The organism is Pedobacter jeongneungensis, assembly GCF_039538295.1.
GTDB lineage: Bacteria > Bacteroidota > Bacteroidia > Sphingobacteriales > Sphingobacteriaceae > Pedobacter > Pedobacter jeongneungensis.
In genome coordinates this window covers 1-15824 of the sequence record NZ_BAABBY010000012.1, presented here as the reverse complement: position 1 = coordinate 15824, position 15824 = coordinate 1, and the positions used below count along the sequence as shown (strand labels likewise).

Here is a 15824-nt window from a genome sequence, read left to right as displayed (position 1 = left end):
AATGAAAAAGATATATACGTTATTTGTCGCTGCAACAATCATAATCAGCTCGGGTTGTAAAAAGTATTTAGATATTAATACCGACCCGGCAACACCACAGGATCCTGAAAGCAGGACGTTAACACCGCCGTTATTTGCACAGATGGAAAGAGGAGTTCAATTCGATTCCAGATACCTTGGAGGTGTTATTCAGTACTTTGGTGGGGCTGTAAATGTTGGAGAATCTCATGGGTGGATTCCGTCGAGTGATTCGGGCGGTGAAATCTGGCGGACGAATTATTACGGTTTAGGAGCTAATTTAAACCTGATTATTGATAAATCAACAGCTAAAACTGAATGGAATTATGTAGGTTTAGCACAGGCCCTTAAAGCATGGAGCTGGCAGATCACAACTGATTACCACGGAGATATTATCCTTAAAGAAGCTTACGAACCTAACCGTTATGTGTTTGATTACGATTCACAGCCTGATGTATACGCCGAAGTGGTAAGGTTGGCAAACCTTTCTATTGCTAATTTTAGCAGAACAGATGGCACAGGAACGGTTGGAAAACTGGCCCCGGCTGATTTGATATATGCCGGAGATAATGCTAAATGGATCAGGTTTAATTATGGTATTTTGGCCAGAAATGCCAGCAATCTTATTAATAAAGCAAATTATGATCCTGCTAAAGTGATTGAATATGTAGATAAATCCTTAACAAGCAATGCTGATAACTTTATTGTTCCAAATTTAGGTACTACCGCCACAAACGGTAATTTCTTTGGGCCGTTAAGGGCAAATTTAGCTTCATACCGCCAAACCAGAATTATTGTTGGTTTATTGGATGGAACTTATCTGGTTGGAACACCAGGTGCCGTAATTGATCCACGCAGAAATAATATGATCACCGCTTCGGCAGATGGTGTTTTCAGGGGTACAGCTCCAAATACTTCAGATGGTGGAACTGCAGCAGCCAAAAACCAGATTCCAAATCCTTGGGGTGTTTTAGGTTCTGCCAACCCTGGGCCTACCTTTGGTAAATACCTTTTTAAAGATAATGCAGGTTTCCCGATCATGACCTATTCAGAAATGCAGTTTATTAAAGCTGAGGCTGCTTTCAGAAGCGGAAATACAACCCTGGCATTAGATGCCTATACCAAAGGAATTTCGGCAAGTATCGATTTTGTTAGCGCATTGGGCACGGCAATTACTTCTGCGGATAAAACAGCTTATTTAACAAGTGCAGCGGTAAAACAAACGGCAGCAACATTAACATTAAAGGATATTATGCTGCAAAAATATTTAGCACTTTATGCTTATGGTTTTGTAGAAACCTGGAGTGATCTGCGTAAATACAATTACTTTGATGGCGATTCCAAAGGGAACAATCCGTATTTGGGTACTTTCTTTTTCCCAACATCATTTTATGCGGATAACGGGGGCAAACCGATTCAACGCTATCGTCCACGCTACAATTCGGAGTATATCTGGAATTTAGAAGCGCTTAAAAAAATAGGTGGCGACCAACCTAACTATCATACATTTAAAATGTGGTTTTCTCAACCGTAACGCATCATAAATAAAAGAAAATGAAAAAGATACTATATTTAATTGCGGTTTCTACAATGTTATTTTCCGCATGTAAAAAGCAGGCTTTAGTAGAAAATACTGTTTATGAAAAGATTGCCCCCGGCGATCCAAAATATGCCTATGTAAAAATATTGAATTTGACCCCGGGTAGTCCGGTCCTGACCTATTACATGGATGATATAAAATTTTCAGGTAACTTATCTTCATTAGGTGTCGAGAATTCGGGTTACACATACAACCAGGTTTATCCTGACCTAGGTTATTCAGTTACTTCACCAGGCACACATAAACTAACGGCCAAGGTAATTCCAACAGCCACTGCCGATCCGAATCTGGAAGTTTTTAATACACAGATATCGCCGATGGCGGGCAAATATTATACCTTGTTTACCACGGGCCAATATACTGCAACCAATAAGAAAATTGCCTCTTCAGTGCTGCTTGAGGACATAAAACCGTTATTAGATACTTCGAAAATCTTTGTAAGGATAGCTAATTTATATAATGGTGGGCCAAACATCGATTTAATTAAAGGAGATGTGGTAACCACAGGTGTAAAGGTAATCTCGAATGTAGCATACGGAACGGCATCAAATTGGGTTGCTGTCCCGTCTCCGGGTAACGGTGTTGCCCCTAGTTTTAAAGTGTTTTTTAACGATGCAGCCACTGGCATACCTTTAATAACAGCTGGCATTACAATAACACTTTCAAAAGGTAGGGCCTACACCCTGTATTTGAGGGGGATAGCGGGGAATCCAACTTACCCATTCTCGGGAACTTTTTATACAACATTTTATTAACTAAAACTGTCTCTGTTTCAAACCAAGTCAATTTTTGACTTGGTTTTTTTGTATCTTGAAGTTATAATTAAATGAGGAAACTACTACTGATTTTCTTTGTGATATTTTTTTGCAAAAACCTACATGCAACCATCTTCACTGTTGTTTCCAATGCAGATGGCGGCGCAGGTAGCTTGCGCGAAGCTATTACCCTTGCAAACGCAAATGGCGCTTCAGTTACAGATTATATTTATTTTAACCTGCCCGGCAGTACCGCTGTGGATGTAACCATCGCCCTTGAAAGTGAGCTTCCAATACTTACTTCGAATATTATTATCGACGGATCAACTCAACCTTTTTTGGCATTGCCAAACCCCAAGATCAAAATTTCTTTGATCAGGGTTGTTACGGGTTACTTTAATGGTTTAAGATTAGATCATGCAAACCATGTCGAAATATATGGCATTAGCTTTAGTAATTTTAAGGCGGACCCTTTAGGGCCGATCGAAGAAAAAAAAGGTGGGATTTATCTTTACGATGCTACCGACATTATTATAGGTGCGCCAGATAAACCAAACTGTTTCGGAGGGAACTATGCAGGTATCCTTTCTCCATTTGTTATCCCTCGTGCAGATGTTCAGCGTATTAAGATTTCCTCCAATATATTTGGGTTGGGGGAAAATGGACTGAACAGCGTACCGAACGAATCGGGTATCGATATCAGTTTTATGAAGAACAGTTTGATCGGTGGCAATACCCCGGGCGAAGGTAACCTGATTGCAAATAACACCCGTAACGGTATTGCACTTGGTGGTGCCGATGGAACAATAAAAATAGCGAACAATATTATTGGGCTGGATAAAAACTTGGCGCTCAAGGCTTCAACAGCTGCTAACGGAATTTATATGAACGGTTCAACCAGCACCCCAAATATTTTTAATAATACAATTGCCGGACAGGCAAAAGGGATTTTATTGGATTATGTAAATGGAGGCTTTATTATTGCTAATAACAGGATTGGGACAGGGATATTTGGAACTGAAAATTACGGTAATGGAATCGGGATCCATATTAATTTTTCCCAGACGGGAATGATCGGTGGCACCAATAATCCGGATGCAAATGCAATCGCCTTTAATAAAACGGCGGTATTAATAGAAATATCGTATCCGATTTCTATTTTAAAGAACAGTATTTATTGTAATGATGCAGCGGTTACTTTTAAAAACCTTCCTGAAGGTAAAGTAATTACCCAATCGCGGATCACAACAATTGGTGCCTCTGGTGCTAGCGGAAATTATCTGCCCAATTCGAAAATCGAATTATTTTATACCGACAATTGCGGCGATTGTGAAGGTAAAATATGGATTGCCACAATTCCTACAGATAACAATGGTGATTGGGTGTATAATGGTTTAATAACAGGCAAAATAACTAGCATGGGTACCAATCAGGATGGAGCAACTTGTACTTTTTCGAAACCTTTCATTGATGATAGCGGCGTTCAAAAATTTGGCACTTATTGTGGTTTATCTACGGCAGCAATAAAAAATATAAAAGTTTATGATGCAAGTGTTTTCAGGTGGTATAATGCTGCAGGCGAAGTGGTTGGAACTGCAAAAGATTTAGAAGGAGTTGCTGCTGGAACATATTATTTAAAAGCAGGCCAACTGGGCCTCTGTGATGTTACATCGGCATCTTATACCATTGATGCAAGCGACAACGGGATAGATGATAGGAAAAAAATAATTACTGATGAGCTTTGTGGTGCATCGAATGGAAGCATTAAACAGATTGGTGTTGTGAACGATCTCCCCAAAAGATGGTATAGTAGCGCTGGCATCTTCCTGACTACTGCTAACGATCTGGAAAATGTATCAGCTGGCAGTTACTATTTTAAGGCGGGTAGCGGGGCATGTGAGGTTACTTCAGACACATACACTATTAAAAATACTGTTAAGAATTTTAAGGTTGGGGAGTTTGAAGTTGTTCCGGCCAGTTGCGGTAATAGAAATGGAAAAGTAACGATAGGCAATTATCAAACTGATGTACCCGCACTGTTTAACTGGACCAATCAGAATGGAGATGTTGTGAGCAATGAACAAAGCTTAGCAAATGTTTTTCCAGGTACATATACCTTAACGGTTTCCGATGGGGGAACCTGTAGTGCTATTGCTGGCATTTTTACCATTGAAGAAGCCATTTTACCGTTTATAGATTTAAGCAGGTTGCAAGCTTTAATCAGTTGCGATGGTAAAAGCCTAAGCATTTCGGGTGTGGAGGTTAACGGTATTACTCAACCATTTGATTATAAGTGGATGGATAAAGACGGGAATGTGGTCTCGAACAAGCTGCTTTTTCAAGGATTAAAAACCGGAAAATACCAGCTTGTGGTAACAGATAAATTTGGGTGCAAAGTGAATACTGAAATTATTGATTTTAGCCAGGCTGAAAATAAACCATTGGAAATCCCGAATTCTATAACCCCCAATGGAGATGGCATAAACGATACTTGGAAGATCGCTGGATCAAATAATTATCCAAATGCCGAATTTTCCATTTATACCCGGTTGGGAAATAGGGTATTTTACGCTAAAGGATATACAAAGGCATTTGATGGGAATTATAAAGGGCAGGCGCTTCCTGTTGGGGTATATTATTATGTTATCGATCTTAAAACTGAATGCGGAATGCTTAGTGGAAGTTTAACCATCTTGAAATAAAAAAAAGCGGCCATTTGACCGCTCTTTATATTGTGGTGTAATAAACTACAAAATCTTAAACCCTAAACTCAACTGAAAAAGGTTTGGTTTCTGACTGTATTTTTCGCTTTTACTGATGTTTGATAAACCCGCTTCGTAACGTAAATCAACCGAAATACTGCCTACATCCACACCTGCACCAAACTGTGCGCCCAATGCCTGATTTTTGTAGTTGCTAAAATCCGTTGCCTGTTGGTATGCCGAGCTAAAAGTAGAATTTTCATCCAGGATAAATGAAATTACCGGGCCGGCCATTACACGGAAGTTTAAGTTTTTAGCCCCGAATTTTGTTCCAAATAAAACAGGAACATCCAGGGTAGTAAATTTAACTTTTCCTTCTGCCGATACTTCATTGCCGTTATCCTGCTGGATGCTGATAAATTTATTGCCTTTACTGCCAATGTAAGCCTCAGGCTGTACATAAAAACTGGCACCGCCAATACGTGCCCAGGCTCCGATCTGGTAACCTAAACGGTTTTCTTCACTCGCAAAATCTGCATTTAACTTGGCTAAATTTACACCTGCTTTAACCCCCAGGTTAAACGTTTGTGCCTTTGATGTTGCCCAACCCAGGGTTAGGAAAACAATAGAGAAGATGATTTTTTTCATGTTGATTAATTTGTTTTTTAAGTTATTAAACCGCAAACAGCGCTCTGGTAGATTTCGCGTGTGTTTTTGTTCTTAAGGTTTCTTTTTCAAAATATACCTGGCAGTTTTGGGATTTGGTTTTATAACGCGCTTTTAACACAATTATCGTGCAAAAATTACCGGATGATGTTTAATTTTTTATCAGATCACATAAAAAGGTATTAACCTGAACAAATATTTTTTACTTTTGCATCAAATAAAATATGCCATGGCTAACTTTCAACTTACTTCAGAAACTGCATTTAAAGTAAAAACTAAGTTTTTAAGGAAATACCGCGATTTAGCGAACGAGCCTTTAGAGTTTACACCTGGCAAAGAAGATCAGTTGATCGAAGATTTAATGCGCCTGGTTAAGCGCGACCGTACCTACATCGAATTTACCATTCAAAAAGCACTGGCCGATACCAAAGGCAACAGACTTTAATATTTCGTGTTCCTGCCCGTATTTTCTTAACACAATATTTTTTGTTTTGGCTATGCATTATAAGCTTTATGTATTTGCATCCTTTTTGTGGTTAAGTACATTTGCCGCATCCGCACAACAACAGGTACTTAACGATACTTTTCCGGATAGCTTAACGGCATCGCATACGAGAAAACAATTAAACGATTTATCCGCAGATCAATACTTAAAACAAACTTTTGTTAAAGGAAGTGTATCGCTTAACTATAGGTTATTATTGCCTGAAGGTTACAGCAGTTCTGTAAAATATCCTCTGGTTATTACATTCCATAACTCAACCAGAATAGGCACAGACAACGAAAGCCAATTAGAACCATTGGCCAGAATCTGGTTGCGCCCGGTCATCCGTCAACAGTACCCCGCATTTGTAATCGCTCCACAATTTCAAAAACGTTCATCCAATTATTATCCGGATTCCATCCTGCATTGCCTGATCTCTAAACCATCAGAAGATGTTTATTTATTGCCGGACCTGATCCGCGAGGTAAAAAATAAATATCCAGGCATTGATACTAACCGCATTTATTTAGTGGGTTATTCTATGGGCGCATCTACCGCTCAAAACCTGATGAACATTTCGCCGAAGACCTTTGCGGCAATGGTTTCTATTGCAGCTGTTCCTGATTTTTTAAATTTAAACGGTGTTAAGCAAAAGCCTGTTTGGTTAATTCATGGTTTACACGACGATGAAAATGCTTACAAAGGAAGCGAGCTTTTGTATCATGCAATGAAAGGCAATCCCAATTTGTTGTTTACAACCTACAACAAGTTAGACCATAATCTTATTACCATTCCGCTATTGCTTACTTCGCAAATACCCGCTTGGTTATTTAACAAGCATAAATAAAGAATTTTTATGATGGTGATTGCCCGTTGCTTCTTACTTAAAAAAGCATCTGGCTTTACCGGGTAATTATAATTTGAACAGCTTTAATACTTAATTAGTAAGTAACTAAAATAAGCTGTTTTTAATGTTTATTGGTTTTTGTACATTTACGTTTCTACTAAAATGATAAATAATTATCCTGATAAGCAGCTTTTATTTATGAGCACATTAGGGTTAAAATAATATGGGAATGAAAAAACTAAAATATGGCCTTTTAGCAGCTGGATTTGGTGTTGCTGTTTTATCTTTTTCTTTCAAAGAAGATTTGTTCCTGGTTTCTAAAAACCTCGATATTTTTGCTTCCCTTTATAAAGAAATCAACATCAATTATGTTGATGATACCAACGCGCCTAAGTTGATGAAAACAGGTATTGATGCCATGTTGGATAGCTTAGATCCTTACACCGAATATGTTCCCGAATCGGAAATTGAAGATTATAAACTGAAATATGTAAGTACCCAATACGGCGGTATTGGTGCAGGTACCGTTTTTATTGATGGTAAACTGTTTATTAACGAGGTAAGCGAAGGTTACCCTGCAAATAAAAGCGACATTAAAGCCGGCGATCAGGTGGTAAGCATTAATGGTATTGCCGTTAAGGGAAAAGACCGCCCCGAAGTGAGCCAGTTATTGCGCGGACCAAAAGGAACTGCGGTTGATTTGTCATTAATCAGAGACGGAAAGGAGATTACTAAAAAAATCGTTCGTGAAGAAATCAAACAGCCAAATGTATCTTACTCAGGTATGGTTGGCGATGGTGTTGGGTATATCAAACTCGATAAATTCCTCGAAAACTCTGGTCAGGAGGTTAAAGATGCGCTGTTAGCCATTCAAAAAGAAAATCCTAAAGGTGTGGTATTGGATTTAAGAAATAATGGAGGCGGTATTCTGCAGGAAGCCGTTAAAATTGTAAACCTTTTTATCAATAAAGACCAATTGGTTGTTACGCAAAAAGGAAAAAATGTAGAAAAAACCATTACCTATAAAACCCTTAATACGCCAATTTCTACTTCGGTTCCTTTAGTGGTGCTGGTTAATGGAAATTCGGCTTCAGCGTCCGAAATTGTTGCCGGTTCCCTGCAGGATTTAGACCGCGCCATCGTAATCGGACAACGAAGTTATGGTAAAGGCCTGGTTCAGCAAACTTTCAACCTGCCTTATAACAGTCTGGTTAAAGTAACCGTTGCAAAATATTATACCCCATCGGGCAGGTGCATCCAAAAACTCGATTATGCACATAAAAATGCAGAAGGTATGGCCGAGCGTTTTGCCGATTCTACCATGGTGATGTACCAGACCAAAGCAGGCCGGAATGTGTACAGTGGCAATGGTGTTTATCCGGATATCGTGGTTAATGCCGAAAAATTAAGCCCGATTACCATTTCGATGCTTAATAAAAGCCTTTTCTTCAATTACGCAAACCTGTATAAAAAAGAAAAACCAGCATTAGCGTCCGCTAAGACTTTCCAGTTATCAGATGCCGATTATACCATTTTTGCCAACAGCCTTGCCGATAAAGATTTAACTTATTTGAGCCGTACCGAAAGATTATTGTCTGATTTACGTGCAGAGGCCGAAAAAGAAAATAAATCAGCAGAAGTAAAAACCGATCTCGAAAACCTGAAATATAAACTCACCTCTTCTAAAAAAACGGATCTGGTAAGCCATAAAGCCGAAATTAAAAGGGTTTTGGAAACACAGATCGTAAGCCGTTATTTTTACGAAAAAGGAAGAATTGAGCAGAGTTTCCAATATGATAAAGAACTGGCTGCGGCGAAAAACCTGTTTACCAATCAATCGCAGATTCTGGCCATTTTAAAAGGCGATGGGAATTACAAAGTGATCGGTAAACCCACAAAAGCCACAGCCTCGATAGATTAAGAACACCTAACCAAATATACCACTTACCTTATGAAAAAAATAGTGATAATAGGCTTAGTCCTGTTGTTTAGCATGCAATTAAAAGCGCAGGATTATGTACCCGCTGCATCAAATTTAAAGCAACGCGTCTGGTTTGCCGATGCCCGGTTTGGCTTGTTTATTCATTGGGGGCCTTTCAGCATCCCCGGAAGTGGTGAATGGGTAATGAATGAGCGGAAACTCACTGTTCATAATTATACCAATCTTAAAGATTTTTTCAATCCTGTTGAGTTTAATGCAGCACAATGGGTAAGCATGGCCAAAAATGCTGGTATGAAATACATTACGCTCATCACCAGGCACCACGATGGTTTTAGCATGTGGGATACCAAATATTCTGATTTCAACATCATGAATACGCCTTACAAAAAGGATATTGTAAAAATGATGGCCGACGAATGCCACAAGCAAGGCATACAGTTATACCTATATTATTCGCTTTTAGACTGGCGCAGGGAAGATTATCCGCACGAAACCGGTCGTACAGGGCAAAGCTCTGGTCGCACAGGCAAAGGCGATTACGCCAGTTACTTACAGTTTATGAAAAACCAGCTAACCGAATTATTGACCAATTATGGCGAAATAGGAGGGATTTGGTTTGACGGCCATTGGGACCAGACCGAGCCGGAAGGATCAAAAGACAGAACCTCGCGTATCGACTGGAAATACAATGAAATTTATGGTTTAATCCACAAATTGCAGCCGCAGTGCATGATCGGGAACAACCACCACTTAACCCCATTTGCAGGCGAAGATTTCCAGATGTTTGAACGCGATCTGCCAGGCGAAAATAAATCAGGCCTAAGTTTTCAGAAAGCATCAGAACAATTGCCGCTCGAAACCTGCGAAACGATTTCAAATTCATGGGGATATAACTTAAGTGATACCTATTATAAATCGAATAAAGAACTGGTGCACATGCTGGTTAAAGCCGCAAGTTTAGGTTCTAATCTTTTATTGAACATCGGGCCGATGCCGAGTGGAAAAATCCAGCCCGAGTTTCAGGACCGCCTGGCGGGTTTGGGCGATTGGCTTAAAGTATATGGCGAAAGTATTTATAGTACAAAAGCCGGATTTATTAAACCTCAGGCCTGGGGAAGCATTACCCAAAGCGACAAGAAAGTTTATATCCACATTTTAGATGGAAAAACCACTACGCTTGATTTAGAAAACGTTCCGTTGAAGACGATTAAAAAAGCATATTTGTTAAAAGATAAAAGTGCGGTAAACTTTACGCTCAAAAAATCGAAGTTAACCATTACTGCAGCAGCAAATCCTACCGAACCCGATCAGGTAATTGTTTTGGAGATTGGGTAAGGAATTCTTTATATTGTCATCCTGGCCATAGCGAAGGATCTTTCGAATTTCAATAAAAGAGTCGTCATTGCGAGGCACGAAGCAATCTTACAACTATCGCTAACAGCGTGCGCATTAAGATTGCTTCGTCGGCTGAAAAAAGCCTTCTCGCAATGACGATCTCCCGCGTTCAACAATCCATTATCTCCCGATAGCTAGCTAAATCCCTGTTTTTACTTAATTTCTATACAATCTTTCTTTCTTTTATGAGAAAATAAACGTAAAACGTTTTACTTTTAGATTTTTAAATCTATAGCAGGAAATTATAAGCACACATGCAGTTCAGAAAAACCTCATCGATTCTATTTCTAACCTCTCTATTTACATTTAATGCCTTTACGCAGCAGAAAACCAAACTTACCCAATATGTAGATCCCATAATCGGGTCGGCAAAACACGGGCACGTTTTTGTGGGTGCCAATGTTCCTTTTGGGGCGGTACAACTCGGGCCAAACAACATTTTTGAGGGCTGGGACTGGTGCAGTGGCTATAATTATGTGAGTAATACCATCACCGGTTTTGCACATACCCATTTAAGTGGTACAGGTATCGGAGATCTGGGCGATATTTCAATCATGCCCGCAACAGGTAAATTGTTGTTAGAAAAAGGTAAAACTGCCGATGATGAAAACGGCTACTTGTCTAAATTTTCGCATAAAAATGAAGTAGCAAAAGCAGGTTACTATAGCGTGTTGCTCGATAAATACGATATTAAAGCAGAGTTAACCGCTACCGAAAGGGTAGGTTTTCACCAATATACCTTTAAAAAAGGTGCTGAAAATCCACATATTATTATCGATTTAATCGAAGGCATTGGCTGGGATGCACCGGTTTCAGCATCATTAAAACAACTAGACGCGACCACCATCATGGGGCACCGGAATTCGAAAGGCTGGTCTACCGATCAGCGCCTTTATTTCGTAATCAAATTATCTCAGCCTATTAAGAATCTCGTATTATATGATAGTACGGTGGTGAAAAACGGTAACGAATTATCAGGCAAAAAGTTAAAGGCGGTGGTGAATTTCAATGCCATTAACAATGAAAAATTGCAGATTAAAGTAGCTTTATCTCCGGTAAGTACCGAAAATGCGATTTTGAACTTAAAAACGGAGCTGCCAGGCTGGGATTTTGCCGCTACCGTTAAAAATAGCGATGCTAAATGGGAAAAAGAACTGTCGAAAGTTAATATCAGCGCATCCAATACCACCAAAAAGGTATTTTACACCGCATTATACCATACCATGATTGCTCCGTCATTGTTTAACGATGTGAACAAAGATTATCGCGGAACAGACAAAAAAGTATATAAAAAAGCAAACTTTAATAACCTCACTACTTTTTCGCTATGGGATACTTATCGTGCTGCCAACCCATTATACACCATTTTACACCAGGATAAAGTGAGCGATGTGGTTAATACCATGCTGGCCATTTATAAACAACAGGGAAAATTACCTGTTTGGCATTTAATGGGCAGCGAAACCAATACCATGGTGGGTTATCATGCCGTTCCCGTTATTGTTGATGCTTATTTGAAAGGGTACAGGGGTTTTGATGTAAACCTGGCTTTCGAAGCTGTAAAACAATCAGCCATGCAAAAAACTGATGGTATCGATTATATCCAGCAGCTTAAATATATTCCGGCAGATAAAGTGAATGAATCTGTTGCCAAGGCTTTAGAATATGCCATTGATGATTATTGCATTGCCATGTTTGCCAAAGCATTAAATAAAACCAAAGATTATCAGTATTTCAGCAAAAGAGCACAGCTATACAAAGAGTACTTCGATAAAGATGTGCAGTTTATGAGGGGAAAATTAGCTGATGGTACCTGGAGAACGCCTTTTAGTCCGGTAGCTTCTAAACACCGCGAAGATGATTATACCGAAGGAAATGCATGGCAATATACCTGGCTGGTGCCACAGGATGTGGAAGGACTGATCAGATTATTTGGTGGCGACAAACCATTCGTAAATAAACTGGATTCTTTATTTTCGGTAAAAGCTGAGCTGGGCGAAAACAGTTCTCCTGATATTTCCGGTTTGATCGGAAATTATGCACAGGGAAATGAGCCTGGTCACCATATTACTTATTTGTATACTTATGCCGGTCAGCCATGGAAAACAGCCGATCTGATCCGTAAAATCGACCACGATTTTTATTCTTCAAAACCCGATGGCTTATGTGGTAACGAAGATGTAGGCCAGATGAGTGCCTGGTACGTTTTCACAGCCATGGGTTTTTATCCCGTTAATCCGGCAAACGGCGCTTACGTTTTCGGAACGCCTTTGCTCAACGATGCAACCATTACCCTGGCCAGGAATAAAAAATTCAACATTAAAGTAACCGGTAACAGTGCAGAGAATAAATACATCCAAAAAATTGTTCTGAACGGGAAACCTTACACTAAATCATATATCCTCCACAAAACCATTGTAGCTGGCGGAAATATTCAGATTTACATGGGCAATAAACCATCCGAAACCTGGGGTGTAAAACCAGAAGACAGACCGGTATCCAATAAATAATGATAGAATGTAAAAATGATTGAATGGTAAGATGTACGACAAAAAGTAATTCAATAATTCAGTCATTTAATCATTCATTCAATCAATAATTCAATCCTTCTCCCATTCAATAATATATGAAGAAAACATTTCTATTCCTTTTACTTTGTTCTACCCTTTTCGTAAATGCACAACAGCGTTACGAATTAAACTCGGGCTGGGTATGCACCAATATCAAAAATGCCAATGCTTCGGGCTTAGAAATCTCAAAAGCAGGTTTTTCTACCAATAACTGGATGCCTGCAACAGTGCCTGGAACGGTTTTAACTACTTTATTGAACAATAAAAAAGTACCCGATCCATTTTATGGGATGAATAATGAAAAAATTCCTGATGTATATAAAACCGGCAACGATTATTACACCTATTGGTTTGTAAAAGATTTTGAAGAACGGGCGATAGGTAACGAACAGGTTTGGCTGCAGTTTAGGGGAATAAATTACAAAGCCGAGATTTACCTGAACGGGAAAAAAGTAAATCCGAAAACCCAGGTGGGCATGCACCTTCGGGCTCAATATAATATTACAAAACTATTAGCTGCCAGCGGTAAAAACAGGCTTGCTGTTGTCGTTTATCCACCAGATTTTCCGGGTAATCCAAATGGTGGCCAGGGGGGCGACGGAACCATTGCGAAAGGCTTAACCACACAATATACTGCAGGTTGGGATTGGATTCAACCCACCCGCGATCGCAACACCGGAATCTGGGATAAAGTAACCATCGAGAAAACAAAAAGCATCAATATCCAGAATCCTCAGGTAATTACTTTGGTGCCAGGCAAACGTTTACCAGAAGGCAAACAAAATCCGGCTACGGTTAAAGTTTCAGTTGAAGTAGAAAATCCTACCAATCAGCCCGTTTCTGGTATTTTACAATATCAGATTGCAGGTAAGTTGGTTAAACAGCCAGCAACCATTGCGGCAAATAAAACCACAACCGTTAAACTGCCTGATTTATTACTCGAAAATCCAAAATTATGGTGGCCAAGCGGCTACGGTGCACAAAATTTATATGATGTAAAAATCGAATTTTTGGCAGCCAACCAGGTATTGGATCAGGAGCAGTTGAAAGTGGGTGTACGCCAGATCGATAACATCTGGAATGAGCACACCAAAAGTATGGGCGCCTTTGTAAACGGACAAAAGATTTTCATTAAAGGTGGAAACTGGATCATTTCTGATGCAATGCTGCGTTTTAGTGATGCCCGCTATGATGCCGAAATCCGTTACCACAAGGATATGAACCTCAATCTGATCAGGATCTGGGGTGGAGCGATCCTCGAAAGACCTGAGTTTTACAATGCCTGTGATAAATATGGATTGTTGGTTTTTCAGGATTTCTGGTTCAGTGGCGATTGTAACGGACGTTGGGTAGATCCGATGAAAAAAGAAGATCAGTGGATAAGAAGGAATTATCCTGATGACCATAATTTAACGTTAACAGCTATCGAAGATCAGATCAAAATGATCAGAAACCATGCTTCACTGGCATTCTGGTGTGGTGGAAACGAAATTACGCCTCCAGAAGATATTTTGGAACCCTTAAAAAATGAGATCCTTCCACGTTTGGATGGCACCAGAAAGCTTTTCGACTTCTCTAACAGTGATGAAATGTCGTTCAATTCTATTGGTGGCAATGGCGACGGGCCTTACGGGATACAGGATATCAAAACTTTTTGGGGCACCAGAACCTTTCCCTACAATTCGGAAGTTGGCTCGGTAGGAGTAGGCGATTATGCTTCGCTGCTTCGTTTTATCCCGAAAGAAAACCTGGTTGCACCGCAGTATAAAGCCAAACCCGATTCGGTATGGGATTATCATAAATACATTTCGTACGAGCAATACCTAAATCCTTATGGCAAGCCAAAAAGTGCTGAGGATTTTGCCATGAAAGCTCAATTGGCCAATTACGATCAATATAGGGCCTTAATGGAGGGTTTTTCTAACAAAATGTGGGATTGGTACACCGGTTCCATCATCTGGAAAACCCAAAACCCATGGACGGCCATGCGTGGACAGATGTACGATTATTACCTCGATCCTAATGCCTGTTTGTATGGTTTAAGGAAAGGTAGTGAGCCGCTGCATGTGATGATGAATCCTTTAGATAGCATGGTTACGATTGTAAACAACGGATTTACCACCAGGAACAATTTAATGGTGCAGGCAAAGGCTTATGATATGGATGGCAAAGATTATTTCTATTCGCAGGCCTTTAATTCAGTTGGCCCATCATCAGTTAGAAGGCTTTTTCCTATGAACGAGTTTTTGACCAAACTCGATAAAAAAGAAGGTGTGTTTGTAGCTTTAAGGATTTTAGACCAGAAACAAAATATTTTAAGTGAGAATATCTACTGGCTGGCCGGAAAAGACGGCGAATATTCTGGCTTGAAAAATATCAAAAAGACGCCTTTAAAAGTTGCTGCTGTTGATCAGAAAAACGGAAAAGTAGCGGTAACTTTAAGTAATGCTGCCGGAAACCCTGTTGCATTTTTTAACCGCGTAGCTTTAATAAATGGCAATACCAACGAGCGGGTATTACCTAGCTTTTATGATGATAATTACGTTAGCATCTTACCGGGCGAGAGTAAAACAGTAATGGTAGAATATACGGGTAAACAAAGCAATTTAGCTGTTGAAGTTTACGGCTGGAATGTAGAGAAACAGAAAGTAAATATTCAATAGATAAATTTCAGACCTCGCAGGTTTTTAAAACTTGTGAGATCTAAAATAACGGGTCCGTCATTGCTGTAAAGGTTTAGTAATTCGGTAATGAACTAGAGTTATTTTTTGTTATTTATATTTGCCATTTCCGCCGGTTTTTTACCATTAATTCCCTGGTGTGGTCTTTCCCAGTTATAATAAAC

General features: G+C 39.6%; 10 protein-coding genes. 9 read left to right on the top strand and 1 reads right to left on the bottom strand.

The window, feature by feature from the left end; translation table 11 throughout:
• Nucleotide 1: 1 nt before the first annotated feature.
• The 3 genes from ABD769_RS20715 to ABD769_RS20705 all read left to right on the top strand — a co-directional run bounded on the left by ABD769_RS20715 (nt 2) and on the right by ABD769_RS20705 (nt 5075).
• Nucleotides 2-1552, top strand: a complete 1551-nt coding sequence (locus ABD769_RS20715; RefSeq protein WP_344853269.1) for a SusD/RagB family nutrient-binding outer membrane lipoprotein — start codon at nt 2-4, stop codon at nt 1550-1552.
• Nucleotides 1553-1572: 20 nt separating this feature from the next.
• A complete protein-coding gene (locus ABD769_RS20710) occupies nt 1573-2373 on the top strand; it encodes a DUF4397 domain-containing protein (RefSeq protein WP_344853268.1) in 801 nt (266 codons plus the stop codon).
• Between the two features lie 71 nt (nt 2374-2444).
• Complete coding sequence (locus tag ABD769_RS20705; protein WP_344853267.1) at nt 2445-5075, top strand: T9SS type B sorting domain-containing protein; 2631 nt, start codon at nt 2445-2447, stop codon at nt 5073-5075.
• A gap of 45 nt (nt 5076-5120) precedes the next feature.
• Here the strand turns inward: ABD769_RS20705 and ABD769_RS20700 are convergent, their stop codons facing one another.
• Nucleotides 5121-5723 carry a porin family protein gene (locus ABD769_RS20700; protein ID WP_344853266.1) on the bottom strand — a complete coding sequence of 201 codons (603 nt, stop codon included), beginning with the start codon at nt 5721-5723 and terminating at the stop codon, nt 5121-5123.
• A gap of 247 nt (nt 5724-5970) precedes the next feature.
• On the opposite strand from ABD769_RS20700, the gene ABD769_RS20695 reads away from it, so the two are divergent.
• The 6 genes from ABD769_RS20695 (at nt 5971) to ABD769_RS20670 (ending at nt 15642) form a co-directional block, all read left to right on the top strand.
• Complete coding sequence (locus tag ABD769_RS20695) at nt 5971-6186, top strand: hypothetical protein (protein WP_025141830.1); 216 nt, start codon at nt 5971-5973, stop codon at nt 6184-6186.
• A 52-nt stretch (nt 6187-6238) separates the two neighbouring features.
• Nucleotides 6239-7072 (top strand): carboxylesterase family protein, encoded by an 834-nt coding sequence (locus tag ABD769_RS20690; protein WP_344853265.1) that lies wholly within the window; start codon nt 6239-6241, stop codon nt 7070-7072.
• Nucleotides 7073-7301: 229 nt separating this feature from the next.
• Nucleotides 7302-8993 carry a S41 family peptidase gene (locus ABD769_RS20685; RefSeq protein ID WP_344853264.1) on the top strand — a complete coding sequence of 564 codons (1692 nt, stop codon included), beginning with the start codon at nt 7302-7304 and terminating at the stop codon, nt 8991-8993.
• Between the two features lie 30 nt (nt 8994-9023).
• A complete protein-coding gene (locus tag ABD769_RS20680) occupies nt 9024-10349 on the top strand; it encodes an alpha-L-fucosidase (protein ID WP_344853263.1) in 1326 nt (441 codons plus the stop codon).
• A 314-nt stretch (nt 10350-10663) separates the two neighbouring features.
• Complete coding sequence (locus ABD769_RS20675; RefSeq protein ID WP_344853262.1) at nt 10664-12919, top strand: GH92 family glycosyl hydrolase; 2256 nt, start codon at nt 10664-10666, stop codon at nt 12917-12919.
• Between the two features lie 116 nt (nt 12920-13035).
• Nucleotides 13036-15642, top strand: a complete 2607-nt coding sequence (locus tag ABD769_RS20670; protein WP_344853261.1) for a glycoside hydrolase family 2 protein — start codon at nt 13036-13038, stop codon at nt 15640-15642.
• Nucleotides 15643-15824 lie beyond the last annotated feature (182 nt).

Excerpts from the sequence above, each read along its gene's own strand:
- ABD769_RS20715 (WP_344853269.1), top strand. The coding sequence starts at position 2 with ATGAAAAAGATATATACGTTATTTGTCGCTGCAACAATCATAATCAGC.
- ABD769_RS20710 (WP_344853268.1), top strand. The coding sequence starts at position 1,573 with ATGAAAAAGATACTATATTTAATTGCGGTTTCTACAATGTTATTTTCC.
- ABD769_RS20705 (WP_344853267.1), top strand. The coding sequence starts at position 2,445 with ATGAGGAAACTACTACTGATTTTCTTTGTGATATTTTTTTGCAAAAAC.
- ABD769_RS20700 (WP_344853266.1), bottom strand. The coding sequence starts at position 5,723 with ATGAAAAAAATCATCTTCTCTATTGTTTTCCTAACCCTGGGTTGGGCA.
- ABD769_RS20695 (WP_025141830.1), top strand. The coding sequence starts at position 5,971 with ATGGCTAACTTTCAACTTACTTCAGAAACTGCATTTAAAGTAAAAACT.
- ABD769_RS20690 (WP_344853265.1), top strand. The coding sequence starts at position 6,239 with ATGCATTATAAGCTTTATGTATTTGCATCCTTTTTGTGGTTAAGTACA.
- ABD769_RS20685 (WP_344853264.1), top strand. The coding sequence starts at position 7,302 with ATGAAAAAACTAAAATATGGCCTTTTAGCAGCTGGATTTGGTGTTGCT.
- ABD769_RS20680 (WP_344853263.1), top strand. The coding sequence starts at position 9,024 with ATGAAAAAAATAGTGATAATAGGCTTAGTCCTGTTGTTTAGCATGCAA.
- ABD769_RS20675 (WP_344853262.1), top strand. The coding sequence starts at position 10,664 with ATGCAGTTCAGAAAAACCTCATCGATTCTATTTCTAACCTCTCTATTT.
- ABD769_RS20670 (WP_344853261.1), top strand. The coding sequence starts at position 13,036 with ATGAAGAAAACATTTCTATTCCTTTTACTTTGTTCTACCCTTTTCGTA.